The organism is Thermogutta sp. (genome assembly GCF_039793925.1).
Lineage (GTDB): Bacteria > Planctomycetota > Planctomycetia > Pirellulales > Thermoguttaceae > Thermogutta.
This window is the reverse complement of the sequence record NZ_JBAMME010000295.1, coordinates 1-18,801: the sequence shown is the minus strand read 5'-3', so window position 1 is coordinate 18,801 and position 18,801 is coordinate 1. Positions and strand designations below refer to the sequence as shown.

Below are 18,801 nucleotides of genomic sequence, written 5' to 3'. Positions count from 1 at the left end.
GGATTAGCCAAGCGGCGGACTACCCGAACAATCGGGGCGGCCGGATTCGAACCGGCGACCCTCTGCTCCCAAAGCAGATGCGCTAGCCAGGCTGCGCTACGCCCCGCGATATGTGTTACGTCGGGCTACAGGACTCTGCATCCCGTCTGCAGGTTTCTTTAGCGTCATTTGCTTTATCATACCGCCGCCGATCGCGAATGTTAAGAGAGGATCGCGGGACGTGCACCGTTGCATCCCGGCCCCTGGCAGGCTGAGGAACGATGTTCACAGGCGCCTGAGGACCGAGGATGTCGGGGTTTCCCGGTCCTCACGAACTGCCCACGGGCCACGACCGCCGCGGGTCGTTTGCCGCTCGGTTCCTAGACATGCTTGGGCTTTCCGCGCGAAGTTCCTTCACTTGGTGATGCCGAAACGAGCCTGTGCGAAGTGGATTTCGTTTATCGCGGCGGCATGGCCTCCACACGGTGCGACGGGGTCACATGCCAACGGCTTGACGAAACTCGCCGCCGCAGATCCTTTTACGCAGACGCTCAAACTCTTCGTGATTTTTGAAGTGCACAATAAGTTTGCCCCGTCCCCGACCATTATGTGTCAACGACACGCGAAGTCCCAGCGCGGCGCGAAATTCCTGTTCCAGTAAGGCCACGTGCTCATCCGGTGAAGCGGGACTGTGCCCTGACTCGGGACGGACGATCTTGAGAGGAGTGTCCCCGCCCTGTTGGCGCTGCTGCACTTCCGCCTCGACCCGCCGCACACTCCATCCTTCTTCGATAATTCGGCGGCAGAGAGCGATTTGTTCCTCCTCAGACTCCAAGCCGAGCAAGGCGCGGGCATGGCCCTGGGTAACGCGTCCCTCTCGTAGCGCCTGCTGCACCTCCGCGGGCAGGTCGAGAAGGCGTATGAAATTGGAGATCGTCGAACGATCGAGATTGAGCCGTGCCGCAAGCTCCTCCTGCGTCGACCCGTATTCTTCCAAATACCGCTGGAAGCAGAGGGCTTTTTCCAGAGGATTGAGATCCTTCCGCTGGAGGTTTTCGACGATTGCCAACTCTGCGAGCTGCCGGTCGTCAGCCTGAACGACGCGAGCGGGTACCTCGTGCCAACCGGCGATCCGCGCGGCCCTCAGGCGCCGCTCGCCGGCCACAAGTTGGTAGCGATTGCCATGGCGGCGCACGACGATCGGTTGCAGCAAGCCGTGCGTCGACAAGCTCTCTGCCAGTTGCATTAGCTCTTCGGTGTCGATTTCCTGCCGTGGTTGAAAGGGATTTCGATCGATGTCGTCGATTGGAATCCGCATCACCTCCGGGGCGTTCTTTGGTGGTGATGGACCTTCCCGTAATTCGGGAGCGGCCCCATCCCGATGCGAAAACTCCTGCCCCAAAATCTCACCTGACACGGAGGCCGGATGTTCCTCCCCAGTCGCGACACTATCAAGCCGGCCGAGCAAAGCTTCCAAACCACGTCCAAGGCGTTTTTCTCTACTCACTTTCCAGAACCTCCATGCAAAGTTCCACGTAAGCGCGGGTGCTTCGTGCCCGCGGTGCATAGGCGATGACGGGTAAACCGTGACTGGGCGCTTCCGCGCACAGCACATCGCGCGGAATCACCGTGTGAAACACTATTTCTCCGAAAAATTCCCGAACTTCCGCCTCGACTTCCAGAGTCAGTTCGAGACGGGGATCATACATCGTGAGCAAGATTCCCCCAAACTGGAGTTGGCGATCACGCTCGATCATGACTTGCCGGATAACCTCGATCATTTGGGCGAGGCCCTCCATCGCGAAATATTCGCACTGAATAGGCATGAGGACCTCATGGGAGGCTGCCAAGGCGGTCCTGGTCAACTGCCCGACCGAGGGTGGACAGTCGATCAGAACATAGTCGTACCCGGCCATTCCATTTTGCAGGTGGGAACGCAACAGGGAGGCGTATGTGCCGTTGTCCCTGGCGAGCGCTTCCACGTCGCGAAAGCTCCGGCTCCCGGGCAGGAGTTCGAGGTGCGGCACATCCACCTGGAGCACAGCATTGCTGAGCGGTAGTCCTGCCACGAGCGGATGATGAGGAAGCGGCTGACAGCCGAGCCCCGAAGTGGCGTTACACTGGGGATCGAGGTCGACAAGGAGTGTTCGCCGACCTGCCACGGCCAGACAGGCAGCCAAATTGATGGCGGTCGTCGTTTTTCCTACGCCACCTTTTTGGTTGGCAATACAGATGACACGCGGCACAAATCGGCCTCCCTGCCGATAGCTGACCTCCTTGCGATATTGTGTCGATAATCGATTTGCCTCCCTGAAAATGGCCTGCCCGCCGCCTCGGCTTCTCGGCACTCAGTCGAGGAGAGTCTAGAAACTCTCCGGTCGATAACAACGGACGTTCGAGCTCGCTCCGAAAGGAACGAACTTTTCCATGCGTTCCACGTGGAACGGCTCCAGACCTTGGGCAAATCGGTCAACTTATTCTACCGATGAGTGGAAAAACGCGGAATGGCAGTCTGAAAGCCCAGACTGGGCAGCCTTTCGGCATATTTCTTGTGATAAGGCCCATTAAACCCAGACAGATCCTGGATCGCCATTCCCCAGAAGATGAACGGAAGAATACGATCTCACGCCGCAGAATGGACATCCGTCGCGTAGGGCCTAGAAAAAACGGACCTGACAAGCAGGTCCCGCCAAGATACGGAAGGGAACGCTTGTCCTCCGCATTCGCAATTCTGTTGCGCACCCTTTCGGCAAAACCGTTCTCCTTGCATCAAGCTCTCAGCGTGACTGGAGTTCGGCGTTGGCAAGTCGATATATTCAAACGCTGCACACCCGCGGGATCAAAATCGTATTGATCGCCTAGGAAAGGATTGAGTGCCGATCGAGGAGGTGAAACCACGCGGGAGTGCCTTGCATGGTGGTTTTACTCCGGTTGGTCCGGTTTATGGGGCAATCACGTCAGAATCAGCCCGCAGCGGGTCAAGGGACCGACAGGAAAAGTTCTTCCGGTTTCACGTGGAACAGAGCCCGGGAAACCTCGGCAGCCGGGAGATGTGAAACAGCGGCCCAGGCCTGGTGATCGCAGGGGAGACATCTCACTCGAGCGGGTTGATCACCAGACCCGAGCAAAGCTTGGGATAGAAATAGGTGCTCTTGGGCGGCATCCGGTCGCCCTGGAGGCTGACGTCGCGGATGTCGGTGACGGTGGCCGGGCGAACCAGGGCCGCCAGCGGATACTGGCCTGACTTCAATCGCTCGATCACCTCATCGACGAGATGCACGTACTCGAACTCCGGCGGCGAATTGGGGCGGAGGAGATGATCGAAGACCAATTTGTGAAGCACGGCTACCCCCAGTCTTCGCCATTCCGGCGTATGATCGGCCGCCAATTCGTCCATTTTTTCCCGACCTGCCGGAGTAATTTCGGCGACCGACCATTGATCATCTTTTTGGGTGTAGAAGGCGAGGGTGGCCGGATCTGGAGACCGTTCCACCAGCTCCCATACGTCGCGGGCCGCTTCGGGTGAGCGGGCGACAGTTTGTACCGTAAATGCGTCGCCCAGTCGGCTGGCAAGCTCATCGGTGCTCAGCGGCGGTATTCCACGAATGAGCCGGTGCGTGGGAAGCACGATGAGGCCGGGGTCTTCCATGGGCACGCAATGCATGAGGACGTAGTGGGCCGGGTGATCGGGGCGGAGGTACCCCATGTCCCGAAGTTGCTCCCGGTACTCCAGGGCCGTCTCGTATCGGTGATGGCCATCGGCAATGAAGATGGGCGACGGTCCAACAATGCTGGAAAGCTCCGTAACCAATTCAGGTTTCGTGACCGGCCACATTCGGTGCGTGACTCCTAGATGGTCTACCGCTTCCACGGGAGTGACATCGCGGATGGCCTCATCGAGGACTGCCTGGGTCCGTCCCTCAGGGTCGGGATACATGCCGAAGACTTGGCTGAGCTGCGCCTTGCACATCGTCATGAGCATGAGCTGGTCCATTCGAGGCCCGCGCAAAGTGTGCTCATGTGGGAAAATTTGGCCTTCTTCGTAGCGGGAGAGCCGCACTCGGGCCATAAAGCCTCTCCGCGCGTACCGCACACCCTGGAGATCGAACTCCTGGTAATAGACGTAGATCGCCGGGTCCGCTTCCTGGACAAGAACGCTCTCCGCTAGCCAGCTTTTGTAGTACCGTCGGGCCCGACTGTACCGGTTGTTCACTTCGTCATCACCCGGTTCGATTCGATTAAGAATCAGCCGCACCACATTGCAGGGATGCTTTTTGTAGAGAGCGTCCTGAAGCTCCGGAGAAATTACGTCGTAGGGTGGGGCGATCACATCGCTCAGCGAGCCCACGTGGCTGAGATTATAACGAATTCCGCGAAAAGCTTGGATTTCTGGCATGGTTATTCAGTCAACAGACAAACACCACCAGACAATTGCTGTTTTTCAACAAAACCGGTCCCCGCACACCTCGGGCAGGGACCGATCTATTCTACCGATGCATTTCTAACTGCTTGCTTGGGTTACCGAACAACTAATCTGAAGGGCCTCATCAACGAAGACCGGTGTGCACGCAGCGACAGATATCAGTAACGGTAGTAATCGGGCTTGAACGGGCCGTCCACTGGGATTCCAAGGTACGCCGCCTGCTCGGGGGTCAGCTTTGTCAGTTTGACGCCGATTTTTTCCAGATGCAGTCGGGCAACCTCCTCGTCCAATTTCTTGGGCAGGCAGTGAACGCCCACCGGATATTTCTCTGGCTCGGTCCACAACGCGATTTGCGCGAGCACCTGATTGGTAAAGGAGTTGGACATCACGAAGGAAGGATGTCCCGTCGCGCAACCCAGGTTGACCAGCCGACCCTCGGCCAGGAGGATGATCGATTTTCCGTTTGGGAAAGTGAATTTATCCACCAGCGGTTTGATCGTGGTTCGTTTCGCGCCGGATTTGTGCATGAGCCAATCCACATCGATCTCCACATCAAAGTGACCGATGTTGCAGATGACCGCACCATCCGGCATGGCGAGCATGTGTTCCGCTCGGATGACGTTGCAGCAGCCAGTGGCCGTCACGAAGATGTGCGCCCGCGGCGCCACCTCTTCCAGTGTGGTCACCTCGTAGCCTTCCATCGCTGCCTGAAGGGCGCAGATGGGATCGATTTCGGTGACCACGACCCGGGCACCATACGCCCGGAGAGATTGCGCGCACCCTTTGCCCACATCGCCGTAACCGCACACAACCGCCGTTTTTCCGGCGATCATCACATCGGTGGCCCGTTTGATGCCATCGATAAGTGATTCCCGACAACCATAGAGGTTATCGAATTTGCTCTTTGTCACCGAGTCGTTGACGTTGATCGCGGGCACCTTGAGCTCACCTTTGGCGTGCATTTGATAGAGGCGGTGAACGCCGGTTGTCGTTTCTTCGGACAGCCCCCGGATGCCCGGCAAGAGATGGGCATACTTGGGGCTGTGCACCATGGCCGTGAGGTCGCCGCCGTCGTCGATGATCAGGTTCAGTTGCTCACCATCCGGGAAGATCAGGGTCTGTTCGATACACCATTCATACTCTTCATCAGTTTCGCCCTTCCAGGCGTAGACCGGAATTCCTCGTGCGGCGATGGCCGCTGCCGCGTGATCTTCCGTGGAGAACTTGTTGCAACTGCTCCACTGGACCTGGGCTCCCAGTTCGACCAGCGTTTCGATGAGAACGGCTGTCTCGATCGTCATGTGGAGGCATCCGGCGATTCGCGCGCCCTTGAGCGGTTTCGAACGGCCGTATTTCTCCCGAAGCGCCATCAGGCCCGGCATTTCCTTTTCGGCCAGTTCTATTTCTCGTCGCCCCCACTCAGCGAGGGAGATATCCTTGACCTTGTACGGCAACTTCCCTTCCACCTTTCCCTTGGTTACGGCAGTCTGCGACATACGCTGATCTCCTCGAGTGAATCTTCAAAAGTCAGGAGTTCATTCGCCCGTTGATGTGAACCCTCGGCCGATCGCCGCTTTCGCTCTTGTAGCTGCCTCTTAGCATCAGTTAATCAGTTTATGATATGCACGAAAACAATTTGGGAAAACATCCGCGGTCTGCACAGCAACCAACCGAAGCAGCGGGGTACCTGCTGCCAGAAACGGTCCCCGCCTGAGAATGCCTCGGCTGTGTCATGGCTTACCCCGCTATGATACGGGAACCGGCTTGAGCTCTCAAGTACTTGCCGGTTCAGAGCCGCTATCAGCTTTCAGAAGAATTGCCGCCTATGACTCAGCCATGATGCCCGCTGGATGTCCAGAATCAGTGCCTTAAGAGCTCAGTTTTTCCCACGCCGCTTTGGCCTGTTGTACAAAACGCACCACTTTTTCAGCCGATTTCTTACCCGGCGACTCCTCGACCCCACTGGCGACGTCTACGGCCGCAGGGTTTACAGTGAGGATCGCTTCTTCAACATTCTCGGGTGTCAGTCCCCCCGAAAGGATTAGGGGCGGCGGATTGGGGACGAGCTTCGTGTACTCTTTCGCCAATTTCCAGTCAAACGTGATTCCGGTACCACCGTATGTGTCGTCCTTGCGGGCGTCGAGGAGGATGGCACGCGGCATCACATCCTGTGCGGCGCACGCTTCCAGAAATTGCTTTACGGGACCCAACCCCGTTTCTTCGTCCACGCGAAAGGCTTTGATGCAGACGAGCGGGCGAAGCTGCCGGAGGATGTCGGGCGATTCGTCGCCATGAAGTTGGATCCAATCGAGCGTGACGCGAAACGCGATCTCGCGAATTTCTCCGACTGGCGAATTAACGAATACTCCCACTTTAGCCACGCCCCGGGGCACGTTTTTGGCAATTTGACTCGCCTCTCGAGGGGGAATATAGCGCGGGCTTCGCGGATAAAAATTGAATCCCAGGGCGTCGGCCCCAGCTTCGACCACGACGGATGCGTCCTGCCGTGTGGTAATTCCACAAATCTTGATGCGAAACATCTTTGCAGATCGGTTTTTCAGAGAACCAATGATCAGCGAGGAAAAATGGATAAACTCGTTACAGTTTCTCGAACCCTCCTCAAGGCCGTCAGGCGAATCGACGATTCTGAGTTTGGAGCCGGATTGGGGCTCGGCTCGCCCAGTACGCGCTGAGGGCGGCAGATTGTCGATTCAGTGACAGTTCCCAGTGTGCACACGAGGCAGTTTGTGAGGGTCACCCGCGCTTCCCACGTCCGACGTAATCTTGTGCCCGTGTTTGCCTTCGCAGTGGCTGCCGTCTCGGGCATCGCTGCGGGGACGCTTGTACTCTGGCTTGTGGGAGCGCCTCTCGTTCCCGTTTCACAGTGCCCGTCGCCTTCGCAGCAGCCGCCCGTCACGCGTGTGCATCTAAAATGTTCCCCCTATTATTTCCCAATTGACCCACGGGCGCCAAACCCCGGTCGCCCGGATTTGACCGGTTTCCCACGAACACCCGACCTTCCCGGTTTTTCCGTTTCCAATCGCAGCTTCTGGCAAGCCGATGTGCAGTGGCTTTCCCGCGTTCTGTCCGGTAGGGCGACCGTCCTCCTCACGCGGCCGGACTCGCATCCAACCGCACAGGGCCCAACAGGCGTCACGTGGTCTGCGAGGAATACTGGCACGCTACAAATGGGGGAAGTAGCGAGTAGTAGCGGAAAGTCGCTTGAGGGGGCGGTTCCATCGGACAACGAAACGACGAGCGACATTCCAGCGGTAGTGGTCGAATTTCCCGCCGAGACCTCCCTCTCCATCGCTCGCCGGCAGGTGAGCGAGGCCCTTGAGGAACTTCGCGCCATAAGGTGGGAAGAAGTGGCCCGAGCATCAAAACACGTCGCACAGTTTTTGCAACAGGGAACGCAAATCTGCAACCGGTGGAACGAGGAAGCAAAACAGGCACTCCACCAGTATCTGGCAGCCCGCGAGACAATTTGGACCCAGCTTGCCAGTCTCGCCAACGAGCGGGCGGCTCGGTCGGTATCGGAGACTCCGCCGCCAGATGCGGCGCGACTGCTCGCCCAGCGTCAATTTCTACTGGAAAAGCGTGAGCGACTTCTCGCTACCAGAACTCCGGAACATCCTGAAGTTAAGCAGGTGGAGGCAGCGCTGGCCGAGGTGGAAGCTGAACTGCGATTGCGCGATCGTGGAACACGCGAGGCACTGGGCTCGGCCAAGTCAGGGGTGCAGTGGCCATCCGACTGGATGACCCTGCCCGATAAACAACCAGTGGGTTCTAATCCAGCGCCCTCGAGCGGAGGACTTTCTCCAGATGATTTGTCCGCGTTGGCATTGCCGGGCGAGTCACCGATGAAGAATCTCGCCGCCAGCTTGATGCGTGTGCAGGATCTGCTGGAAGAGACGGAGCGAACATCCGAACGTTTCGTTTCGCGTTGGGAGTTGGTGCAGTCCCAGACATCGGAAAGCTTGGAGAGTTGGGCCACCGCTCAAAGGGCACTTGCCGTAGCTTTGGGCTGGCAAATTGTGCCTGACCTTTGCGAAGAAACTCAACCGACGGTGGTATCTCAACCTCCGTTTCGACTCGTGTGGTGGCATTTTCTCGCCGCGTTCCTCGTGTGTTTGCTGACAGGGGAAGCGGCCTATTCGCTCGTGACGGGAATAGCAGAGCGACGAACCATCAATTCGGAAGATGAGCTGGGGGCCATCACGGGATGCCCTGTTTTTTCCATTGCCGTGCCGGACATCCCGTCTGCGGTGTTCACAAAAACGCATGGTCCCCACGATATGGATAAACAGGCACCTCATATGGGTGCCGCGCAAACAACGCGATCAATCTCAGACTGATTCCACGAGTCATCTATGTACGAGCAGTTTTTTGGATTCAAGCAGCGGCCTTTTCCGGCATCGTGCCATCCGCGGTACTACATTCCCCTGGAGGCAGTGGAAGCGGCGCGGGAGAAGCTGGTTCGGGCGGTGTTGCGGGCGGAGGGGCCAGGGCTCATCATCGGCCCCACCGGCACTGGCAAGTCCATGCTCCTTCAGGTGGTGGCCCAGCAGCTTCAATCCCGTTGCGAGGTGGTGCTCCTTGCCCATGGGCGGTTTCCCAACGTTCGGGCAGTGTTGCAGGCCATCCTTTGCGAACTGCGCCAGCCGTTTCGGGGAATGGATGAAGGTGAACTCCGATTGAACCTGGTGGAATATCTCAGAAGCCTGCCCAGTTCGCGCCCCCTTGCGCTTCTCGTGGACGAAGCGGACACCCTGTCCTTCCGAGTTCTCGAGGAGATTCGCACGCTTCTGAATGTGATGAGTGGGGAGGATCCGGCGGTGCGACTCGTTTTAGCTGGAGGGACTGCGCTGGAAGAGCGTTTGACGGCCCCCAAGTTGCAGGTGCTCAGCCAGCGAATTACCGCGCGATGCTACCTGGATGCTCTCAACCGATCCGATACGTTTTTCTACATCGAACAACAGATAAAGCGTGCCGGGCAATCGCCCGTCGAGATTTTTCCGGAAAAAACCTGCGAGGCGGTGTATCATGCGACTGGAGGCGTCCTTCGCTTGATCAACCAAGTTTGTGACCATGCGCTCATTCTCGCCTTTGCCGACGGGCTGAAGACGGTCACGCCGGAGCTCGTGCAGGAAGCGTGGTCGGATCTCCAACAGTTTCCGATTCCGTGGGATCCTGTTCCACGCTCGGCCGGTGCAAGCAGCGTCGTGGAATTTGGAAGTTGGTCCGATATCGGAAGTGAGACGGTCCAGGACCTCGCGGCAGACCTCTCCGGGGGTGGATCAAGTATCCCAGCCGAGCCAGTGGAACGGCAGGGCTGGCGCGATCCAGAAGCTCAATCACTGACCGGCCCGCACGGGGAACCGGACCGCTCGCCGTTGGCCCATGAAAGCAGTGAGTCGTTTGAAATTCCGACCGATTTGCTCACGGGTAGCAACACGTCAAAGGAAGTATTGGAAGGTGTGTCAGATCGGGAACCGCCTGACGGATTGAAGGATCGTCCCGACCCCGTCGCACGCATTGACGATGTGGTGGCCACCGTATCAGAACTCGAAAGAGAGATGTCACCCCAAGCGAAACGAACCCCGGAGGTGGAAGTTATCTTTTATGATTGGGGGGATCCTTTCGCGGAGACGTTTTCTCAGGAAATTCAGGTGTCTCCCCGCGCACCGGTGACATATGGTAGCGAATTCAAGCCCCAAACGGGCCTTCTGGACGTGCCGGGGAATCGGGAATGCGCCTCATCAATCGTTTCCTCCGCAGTCCGTCACGGGGAAGCTCTTCCTGCTAAATCCGGCGGGATGACAGAGCCCTCGGTGCTGGAGGACGATAACCAAACACAGATCGGCCGGGCGGACGACTCCGTGGAAAAGTCGGAAAAGGAACGGCGTGGCTGTGCCTCGGGTGGGGTGATGACTTCATCCGTGAGACAATCTGGCAATCCCCCCAGCAATCTCACCGCAACGGCGAGTATAGGTAACCAAGAGGCCGGAGAAGTCGCGCAATTAGTGGGAACGGCCGAGAATGAGTCCGAAAATACTCGAAGTTCTCCATCGCTGCCGACGACCGGCGGTTGGAATGCCGAGCAGGGACCAGATAGGCCAGAGATTGGTGCAACCGCCGAAAATCGAGATGCGGAAGACCTTGCGTCGCCGCGTGGAGAGCAGCCACCGCGCGAGGTTACCAGGGTCACCACACCGCACAGCCGGCGCCGCTTCAAGTCGCTGTTCAGTCAATTGCGAAATGCACAGTAGCCAGTTGTTTGCAGGACCTTTGGACTTTTTTATGGGACAAACTGAAAAGCCGAGAGCAAGGATTGTTGACGCCCTCGAACAACTCGAGAGGGAACGCGACGTCGCACCGCACACAATCCCGTTTTCCGGACACGCTTCTTCCGCGGCGAGCAGGTCGCGATCGGCAGCGGAAACGCCCGGCGAGACGATCCGGGTGTGGCGACGAGATGATGCCCACGTCGCAGCACCGTCGGGAATCACTTCGCGGCGAGCGGAGATGAAAATTACTCAGTCCGAGACGCAAGCCGAAGAACAATCTCGTGTCGAGTACCGTGTCTTTCGGCAGCAATACGGTCACCATCTTCAGGAGCTGGTCGATATCCTGGTCCTAGGCCTAGGCTGGAAAGCGCAAAACGCGGGTTGGCTGAGTGTCCAGCTTATGGACGAGGCCCTCGATCCGGGACTCATTTTGGGATTGGCGACCGAAGTAGCTGAAAAAAGCGATCAGCCCGTGCTGGTGATCGACGCAGACATTCTCAATGGCGCACTCACCAAAAGGCTGGCAGTGAATTCACGTCTGGGACTGGGTAGTCTCTTGGCCCGGGGAGTGCTTTCCGACGAGGCCATTATGAAAACCCGGCACGTTGCATTTTTGCCGGCAGGAACGATTCCGGCCTCATTGCCCGCCTGGCTCGAGTGTCGTCGTCTTTTTGACAGTTGTCGTCAGCGTTATGGTCTCACGCTCGTCTATTTTCCACTGGCAAATGAAAGCTTTTTGCTCAAACTTGTTCGTGCCAGTGACGATGCCTGGCTTTGGTGTATCAAAGACCGCACACCGAAGCACACCGTCCGACAGATCACGGAGATCATTCGCGGCGCATCCTGCCTGCTTTCGGCGTCAGTGCTGGTGGAACCTTTCGGCAAGCTACCCAGGTAGATCGGTTCACAGCATGTAAGTAGGCGACATCGCTGTTGTGCGTCAGGCTACGCGGGGCTGGTCACTGAGCGTTTGCTTCACGCGGAGGGGATGTTTTTGGGCCTGGTACCTGCCAGCGGGGATCCGGGGTGTGGGCTTCATCCATTAACTTCCGCGCTTTTTCCACGATGTCGGGATATTCCGCTGCGAGGTTCTTTGTTTCGCCCAGGTCCTCGGCCAGGTTGTAGAGCTCAATCTCGCCGGACAGCATCGGCTTGCGAATCGCTTTCCAATTTTCAAAACGCACAGCCTGGGCTGAACCTCTTTCATAAAACTCCCAGTACAGATAATCATGCTGCTTTTGATCAGAGAACCTGCCAAGCAAAGTCGGCAGAAAGCTTACCGAGTCCCGATGAGGTGGTAGTTCGGCACCGGTAAGTTCGCACAAAGTGGCCATCACATCGCCGAAATAGGCCACGTGGTTGGATACCGTTTCGGCGGGTACCTTTCCAGGCCACCATGCAATGAACGGCACCCGGATGCCCCCTTCATACAGATCCCGTTTCATTCCCCGCAGGGGACCACCTGGCCGAAACCGTTGCACGTTATGGCCGGCCTCATTGTGTGGTCCGTTATCTGATGAAAACATTACCAACGTCCGTTCTGCAATACCTAGATCCCGGAGTTTTTGCAACAGGCGGCCAACATCACGGTCCATGCGGGTGATCATGGCGGCCTGTCCCTTATCCTGATCGGGCCAGTCACGATCGGCATAAATACCAAAGTCCGGGACTTCTGCCCCGTTCCCTGTTGCCCGCGTGGCCTCATTGTTGGCGTGGGGAATCGTGTATGCCAGATAGAGGAAAAACGGCGTTTCTTTGTGTTCCTCAACCCAGCGCAAAGCATCTTCAGTGAATAAGTCATGAGAATAATCAACTTTTTTGATCGCATAGCCGGGGGTAAAGTCGGCGCCGTAATTGGCCTTCACTGCGACAACTTCGTTTCGCAGCATGACTTTACCCCAGTTTCGCCACAAAAACTCGGGATAGTAGTTATGTGCGTGTCCCTGGTTGAGATAGCCAAAGAAGTAGTCGAAACCTTTTCGCAGGGGATGACCCGGCTCTTCGCCTTCGCCCAGTCCCCACTTGCCAATGAGCGCTGTCTGGTAGCCGCGAGCTTTGAGGATCTGGGCAATGGTGATATCCTCTTCGCGAAGTGACTGATTGGCTCGTTGATTGGCGGGCGCATTTCCCCGGACGGAACAATGTCCCGTGTGCTGCCCCACCATCAGGACGCAACGCGATGGCGCACAAACCGTGGCCCCCGCATAAAACTGTGTGAAACGCATTCCTTCAGCAGCCATGCGATCCAGCTCGGGCGTCTGGATGATCTGTTGACCGTAACATCCCAAATCCCCATATCCCAGGTCGTCTGCCAGAATCAAGATAATGTTCGGCAACTGCCCGGATGCAGGGGTTTCCGCCCAGCTTGCACTCAAGGCACCAGCCAGGATCCACGCAACTAATCCCAGAGCAACTTCCGATTTCATGGCGTGATTTCCTCTCGGTCTTTGTTCGGTTCCCACGCTGGTTTGACGCTGACCCGGATGGCGAAGGCATCCGCGATTCATCATCGTAAGTTCGCACGGAGGACGCAACCTCCACAAATTGTGCGAATAAGGCCTGCTCGAAACCGCCAATGACGGCGTCGATCTCGCATCGGTAGGGTTTTGTTTGCGGTCGGTAGCCCATTATGAATCCGTGCAGGGATTCCTGTAAACTGGGGAGGAAATTGGTGGCGCCGCGTTCGGCCTGCCGGGGTGAATCGAACCGACGTTCTCAGAAAGACGCGTTTCAAATCAGGAAATGGCGTCACAAGTCGCCGCTCCCACTCAGTCCCACCCCTTCCAGATGACGCACGTCTTCGGCGGTAATCAGACGCATCCGGGCGGTCGAAGGCTCCACCTCGACAGTGGTGATGGACGCGTTTTGAAGTGCCGCTGGGATCTTGCACGCATCCAGAGAATCCAGGAGAGATTTGAGCGTGACCACAAGTAACCGTCCGTGGGCGACGACCGCCACGCGCTGGTAGCCGGAAGCGATGATATCGCGAAAGGCGGCAACCCCTCGTTCGGCAAGCTGGCGGCGCGATTCTCCGCCAGGGATCACGAAATCCGGATCCCCGGAGGTCCAGCGGCGGTACTCTTCGGGAAATTGGGCGACCAGTTCGCTGCGCAGCCGGTCCTGGAAAATCCCGGCATTGATTTCCTTGAGTCGGGGATCGGTGCGGATCGGCACCCCTGTTCTTCGGGCAATGAGTTCTGCCGTTTCATAAGCACGGCGAAGAGGACTGCTGAAAATGACTTCCAACCCCACATCTGCCAGTGCCTCGGCCAGGGCCTCACCCTGTCGCCGTCCCAGATCGGAGAGTGGCACATCAGACTGCCCCTGGACGCGGCCTTCCGAGTTGTAGGTGCTTTCTCCATGTCGAATGCAGTAGAGAATCATCGTGGGTACGTTCCTACCGTTCTCCTTGCTGTCTTTCCCGAACAGAATTCATTCGGCAAAAAAAACGACACGGTCCAAAAACCGTGTCGATTTCGATAGACGGTTACAGCACATCCGACTCACCCGATGACCGGTCGGACTATCCACCTGGTGTGCAGGCGGAACGACGATCAGCCCTTTTTGGCCTGTTCAGCCTTGTCGAACGCGGCGTCGAAGGCCACTTTGCTGGGCGGGAAGTCAATCCGGCGGACGAACTCGCAAGCTTCCTTCGCGCCGAATTCACGGTCCATACCGCTGTCTTCCCATTCCACCGAAAGTGGTCCCTGATAGCCGATGTCATTGAGGGCCCGGATGATCTCTTCAAAGTCCACACTGCCGTGGCCCAGCGAGCGGAAATCCCAGGCCCGGCGCGGATCACCGAAATTGAGGTGGCTGCCCAGGATACCACCTTTGCCGTCACGCTTCACAATCGCGTCCTTCATGTGTACGTGGAAAATCCGATCTGGGAAATACCGGATAAACTGCGCGGGATCGACACCCTGCCAGATGAGGTGGCTGGGGTCAAAATTGAAACCGAACGCAGGATGTCCCTTAAGAGCCTCCAGCGTTCGTTCCGCCGTGTAGAGGTCAAACGCAATCTCAGTCGGGTGGACTTCCAACGCGAACTTCACGCCGCACTCCTCAAAGACATCCAAAATGGGGATAAACCGCTCGGCAAGGAGGCGATATCCCTCCTCGATCATGTCAGGTGGCACCGGGGGAAATGAATACAGCAGATGCCAAATACTGGAACCCGTAAAACCATTCACGATGCTCACACCCAACTTTTGCGCTGCCCGGGCAGTATCTTTCAGTTCATCGGCCGCCCGCTGATTGACACCTGCTGGATCCCCATCTCCCCATACGTAGTCGGGCAGGATTGCTTTGTGGCGCAAATCAATGTTATCCAGGACGGCCTGACCTACAAGGTGATTGCTGATCGCGAAGACCTGCATGCCGTATTTCGCCAGCAGCTCCCGCTTTTTTGCGCAATACTCATCGTCCTCAAGTGCCTTGCGGACTTCAAAATGATCGCCCCAACATGCCAGCTCGACGCCGTCGTATCCGAACTCTTTCACTTTCTGGAGGAGAGTTTCCAGAGGAAGATCAGCCCACTGGCCTGTGAACATCGTGACTGGTCGCGCCATGATTCGCTCCTTACCTTAACAAACTGCCGACACAAGACACCGTGACGATCCAACCTGCCACGCCATTGCCAAGTCTGATGGCGAAGTAATGCTGGTATTTTGGGCCATTTTTCTAACGACTGCAACACCCCCGGTGCGTGACCCATCCCCACTTTTTGTCCGGAAGATGGACGATGTCAAAACCTCGACGGGTTGTTGGGGGATTCTGGCGATAGCTTACCCGTTGTCTGGGAGGGGCAATTCATGAATTGCCCGACGAGAAGCCGGTTTGGTGATGTTCGATATCGTCAAAGAAAAAGGGGAAGTATATCAGCCTGCAGCAAGCCTTGTTTCGTTCGGCTCTTCCGCGATAATTGGCGCTAAATGATAACCAGCGCGGAAAAGGGATGATCCGTGTTCGCCGCGCTCCCCGGTCCAGTAACGGGGGAGGCGTCAGATTCAGACCCTGGGACAGTCGCCCCGCAGGAGTGCGGAGGAATTCAGGCGTGAGTTCATCTCGGTTCCAACTGAGGAGAATGCTTTCCATTTGAAATGCTGCCCCCTGATGTCAATCGATCGAGGTCTGATAAAAAACCGGGTTACATGAGAACAGTACTGAGGAGGCCGTTTCTATGAAAATCTTGATGCTCGTCGGTGACTATGTGGAAGACTACGAGGTCATGGTGCCGTTTCAGGCGCTCCAAATGGTGGGGCTGACGGTCCATGCCGTTTGTCCCGGCAAGGCGGCCGGGGAACAGGTCCGAACTGCCGTACACGACTTCGACGGTGCCCAAACCTATTGCGAACTGCGTGGCCATAATTTCACGCTCAACGCGGATTTCGATAAGGTCCGGCCGGAAGACTACGACGCCCTTTGCATTCCCGGTGGCCGTGCCCCGGAATATCTCCGTTTGAACAAGCGCGTTATTGAAATCATCCGCCACTTCGCGGAGGCAGGCAAACCAATCGCCGCGATCTGCCACGGTCCCCAGCTTCTGACGGCGGCAGGGGTGCTCAAGGGGAAGATCTGCACCTGTTATCCGGCTGTCGCCCCGGATGTCGTCAATGCCGGAGCCACCTATGTGCAGGTGGATCTCGATCAGGCCTACGTGGATGGGAACCTGGTGACGGCGCCCGCCTGGCCGGCCCATCCTGTGTGGCTGGCAAGATTTCTCGACGTACTCGGCGTCCGCATCGAACTCCCAAAGCGATGATCCGGTCAACCGGTGTGTCGTTTCGGCAATTGTTCATTTCGGCAGCTTAGATTTCGGGCGAGATCCCTTTACGCGGAGGTTTAGGGGTCTGCTAGGACCCAAGTTGCGCACGCAACCCGGCCCTTTGCCCGACGCGCCAGCGACAGCTCGTCAATTCTCAGGAATGAAAAAGAGAGCGATGCCGATGGCCACGGCTGTGAAAAGACTGATCCACGCCCACCATCGTGGACCGGTAGAAGGATCCAGGCGAGTCACCACCAGATAGCGTTGTTTCTCCCCGTCCACCGGAAAGACGTGATGGATATAGCGAACGCGGTGGCGGGATTCAGACACCGCAACTGGCTGGGCTGCCCCTTTGGCAAGCACACCGCTAAGTTTCGGCCACGGAAGCCGCCAGTGCGTGGACTGTTCCTCCTCTGAGCTGTCCGTTGGCACGGCCAGGACGAGAGCGGGCTCCCCGGGTATGCCCTGGGCGAGAATCACCTGAACTGTTGGTGTCGGTAGTCGATCCTCTAGCTTGGCCAAATCTTCCGGCCAGTGCGAATCCGGCGTCTGACGGATGCTTTCGACGGTTTGGTGAATCAGCTCCTCCGGAAGTTCGACGGTGGTCGACCTTGGCCAAAGTGTCCAGACCGACCAGGTGAAGAGAATCGCTGCAGCTATCCAACCGAACGCGCGCATGAAACGTCTTCCCGACTTTCAGTCGACTTAAAGGGACCAATTGATGATTGGACCTCACCAGCCAACACACGATTGGTGTTCCGCTTGCGTTTGGCCCAGAACACCGGCAGATAAATGATCAGTCCGGAGCAGGCGAGGAACGCCAGGGAAAAACCCACAAGATCCGCCCAGATCCACGCCCACTCTTTGCCGAAAATCTCGCCCGTGTGAAGGTCTTTGAAAAATTTTTTTAGGCCCGGCTTGGGAGGAGGTTCGGAGAGGATAGCTTGCTGAGCCGATTTTCCCATCGTCTGCGAAGTGGTAGCGGCAACCGGATGCACATATTGCCGTTCTCGAGCGGTTGACCTGTGCACTCCCTTGACGTTCACGAACCAGCCCAAGCTCGAGTGAAACCGCACGTCGATCTGCTTGATGTGGAAGCCCTCCAGTTTGCTTGCGTCATCCAAAGCCGTCGCAATCACCCGCGCTATTTCCCGAGGTGGCGGCGGGCTGGGAGGCAGCTCCTCCACCTTGCGTGATTCATACCAATTGGGATGAATCAAAAGAATTCCGGTGACCGCGACAGCCAACAACGGGATCATTAATGCGAGTCCAATCCACCGGTGAAATTGGCGGAGCGGTCGTGAAAGTGTACGAATAAAAGCGAACATGGGGACCCTTTCTATCGCGGCTTGATTGTTCGAACCCGTTGAATTGTTTTGCCATCATCTTGACCAACGCAGCAGACACCCGCGCAAGCACCGGGTAGTTCCCTGTGCGAAAGGGGCTTCGATGGCAGGTTAATCGTCTTTGCCATTGGGATCTTTCCCGCGAAGAAGCTCCCACTCAGCTTTGCTTCCCACCGTGACAACGTGCCCGTCCACGAAGAGCACGTTCATATGCCCAGTGTGAAATGGCTGGACCGTAAATACACCCCGGAGCGGGAACGATTTGATTTCGCCAGCTTTCCAGGGCTCAAAAAGATCGCGTGCCAGTTGAATTTGGTGCGACTGGACTCTGTCTTCGGGTTTTAATTCTTTACCCTCAGCGGCTTTCTTGGTGTCGTAGCCTTGAATATGGTCGTCCAAACGGCGAACGAACCATGGTTTGGCTTCCTTTTTCTTGGGTTTCCAGGTACCGGTCTTGGTGTCGTACTCCATCACGGTTCGTTCAGGAAGGAATCGTTGACTGAAGGCGCGGCCTTCCAGTTTGTAACTGGTTCCCAGAGACTTAAAAAACGGGGTCGAATCTTCCACGGTGCCGACGTCGCCAGGACAGGCGAAAATTGCCCGATTGTTCTCACAAAACGGCAGCAGCGCTTCCACTGCCGATTGACTCAGATCGGTGAGGTCGCCTTCTCCAACGTGAAAAGGCATGACCCCGTCGTGAAGATTCGCATAATGATGGACGGCAATGCCGATTTGGCGAAGGTGACTGCGACATTGAGCGCTCCGGGCAGTCTCTCGGGCCATCTGGACAGCCGGTAGGAGCAAACCCACCAGAATGGACACGATCGCGATGACCACCAACAGCTCGACGAGGGTGAACGCCGACCGCCGCTGATTTTTACAATGACTGAACATAATCTATCTCCTTTCCATTCTGAAAATGCTTAGTTGCTGATACGCCATGTCTTGAGACTCAGTATCACTTTCGTTTGGCATTGTTGTGCTGCAATACCTGTA

15 protein-coding genes and 1 tRNA gene are annotated in these 18,801 nt (G+C 57.1%); 4 read left to right on the top strand and 12 right to left on the bottom strand.

Annotated elements, in window-relative coordinates; genetic code table 11:
• Positions 1-31: 31 nt before the first annotated feature.
• From ABJK56_RS15640 to ABJK56_RS15615, 6 genes are all read right to left on the bottom strand, one after another.
• Positions 32-106, bottom strand: a tRNA-Pro gene (locus ABJK56_RS15640).
• Between the two features lie 369 nt (positions 107-475).
• Positions 476-1,486, bottom strand: a complete 1,011-nt coding sequence (locus ABJK56_RS15635) for a ParB/RepB/Spo0J family partition protein (RefSeq protein WP_347245606.1) — start codon at positions 1,484-1,486, stop codon at positions 476-478.
• The gene (locus ABJK56_RS15630) at positions 1,479-2,225 is read right to left on the bottom strand and encodes a ParA family protein (RefSeq protein ID WP_347245605.1); all 747 of its coding nucleotides are present in this window, start codon (positions 2,223-2,225) and stop codon (positions 1,479-1,481) included. Before ABJK56_RS15630 ends, ABJK56_RS15635 begins: the two co-directional genes overlap by 8 nt.
• Positions 2,226-3,073: 848 nt before the next feature.
• Positions 3,074-4,375: a DUF1015 domain-containing protein gene (locus tag ABJK56_RS15625; RefSeq protein WP_347245604.1), complete on the bottom strand. Its 1,302-nt coding sequence runs from the start codon at positions 4,373-4,375 to the stop codon at positions 3,074-3,076.
• 185 nt (positions 4,376-4,560) lie between these two features.
• A complete protein-coding gene (ahcY, locus tag ABJK56_RS15620; RefSeq protein ID WP_347245603.1) occupies positions 4,561-5,898 on the bottom strand; it encodes an adenosylhomocysteinase in 1,338 nt (445 codons plus the stop codon).
• Positions 5,899-6,270: 372 nt separating this feature from the next.
• A complete protein-coding gene (locus ABJK56_RS15615) occupies positions 6,271-6,942 on the bottom strand; it encodes a phosphoribosylanthranilate isomerase (RefSeq protein ID WP_347245602.1) in 672 nt (223 codons plus the stop codon).
• 207 nt (positions 6,943-7,149) lie between these two features.
• Here ABJK56_RS15615 and ABJK56_RS15610 point away from each other — a divergent pair, with 207 nt between their 5' ends.
• From ABJK56_RS15610 to ABJK56_RS15600, 3 genes are read left to right on the top strand one after another with little or no spacing between them, the layout of a single operon-like run.
• Positions 7,150-8,760: a hypothetical protein gene (locus ABJK56_RS15610; RefSeq protein ID WP_347245601.1), complete on the top strand. Its 1,611-nt coding sequence runs from the start codon at positions 7,150-7,152 to the stop codon at positions 8,758-8,760.
• Between the two features lie 15 nt (positions 8,761-8,775).
• The gene (locus ABJK56_RS15605) at positions 8,776-10,674 is read left to right on the top strand and encodes an AAA family ATPase (RefSeq protein WP_347245600.1); all 1,899 of its coding nucleotides are present in this window, start codon (positions 8,776-8,778) and stop codon (positions 10,672-10,674) included.
• A gap of 31 nt (positions 10,675-10,705) precedes the next feature.
• Positions 10,706-11,590, top strand: a complete 885-nt coding sequence (locus ABJK56_RS15600; protein ID WP_347245599.1) for a hypothetical protein — start codon at positions 10,706-10,708, stop codon at positions 11,588-11,590.
• Between the two features lie 61 nt (positions 11,591-11,651).
• Here the strand turns inward: ABJK56_RS15600 and ABJK56_RS15595 are convergent, their stop codons facing one another.
• From ABJK56_RS15595 to ABJK56_RS15585, 3 genes are all read right to left on the bottom strand, one after another.
• Positions 11,652-13,118 (bottom strand): arylsulfatase, encoded by a 1,467-nt coding sequence (locus ABJK56_RS15595; RefSeq protein ID WP_347245598.1) that lies wholly within the window; start codon positions 13,116-13,118, stop codon positions 11,652-11,654.
• A gap of 322 nt (positions 13,119-13,440) precedes the next feature.
• On the bottom strand, positions 13,441-14,076 hold the full coding sequence (locus ABJK56_RS15590; RefSeq protein WP_347245597.1) for a histidine phosphatase family protein: 636 nt from the start codon (positions 14,074-14,076) through the stop codon (positions 13,441-13,443).
• 170 nt (positions 14,077-14,246) lie between these two features.
• Positions 14,247-15,263 carry a sugar phosphate isomerase/epimerase gene (locus ABJK56_RS15585; RefSeq protein ID WP_347245596.1) on the bottom strand — a complete coding sequence of 339 codons (1,017 nt, stop codon included), beginning with the start codon at positions 15,261-15,263 and terminating at the stop codon, positions 14,247-14,249.
• A 611-nt stretch (positions 15,264-15,874) separates the two neighbouring features.
• Between ABJK56_RS15585 and ABJK56_RS15580 the strand changes: the two genes are divergently transcribed.
• On the top strand, positions 15,875-16,456 hold the full coding sequence (locus ABJK56_RS15580) for a DJ-1/PfpI family protein (RefSeq protein ID WP_347245595.1): 582 nt from the start codon (positions 15,875-15,877) through the stop codon (positions 16,454-16,456).
• Positions 16,457-16,606: 150 nt separating this feature from the next.
• Here the strand turns inward: ABJK56_RS15580 and ABJK56_RS15575 are convergent, their stop codons facing one another.
• The 3 genes from ABJK56_RS15575 to ABJK56_RS15565 all read right to left on the bottom strand — a co-directional run bounded on the left by ABJK56_RS15575 (position 16,607) and on the right by ABJK56_RS15565 (position 18,699).
• On the bottom strand, positions 16,607-17,137 hold the full coding sequence (locus ABJK56_RS15575) for a hypothetical protein (RefSeq protein WP_347245594.1): 531 nt from the start codon (positions 17,135-17,137) through the stop codon (positions 16,607-16,609).
• The gene (locus ABJK56_RS15570; RefSeq protein ID WP_347245593.1) at positions 17,116-17,787 is read right to left on the bottom strand and encodes a PepSY-associated TM helix domain-containing protein; all 672 of its coding nucleotides are present in this window, start codon (positions 17,785-17,787) and stop codon (positions 17,116-17,118) included. Before ABJK56_RS15570 ends, ABJK56_RS15575 begins: the two co-directional genes overlap by 22 nt.
• 129 nt (positions 17,788-17,916) lie before the next feature.
• A complete protein-coding gene (locus ABJK56_RS15565; protein WP_347245592.1) occupies positions 17,917-18,699 on the bottom strand; it encodes a DUF1559 domain-containing protein in 783 nt (260 codons plus the stop codon).
• Positions 18,700-18,801 lie beyond the last annotated feature (102 nt).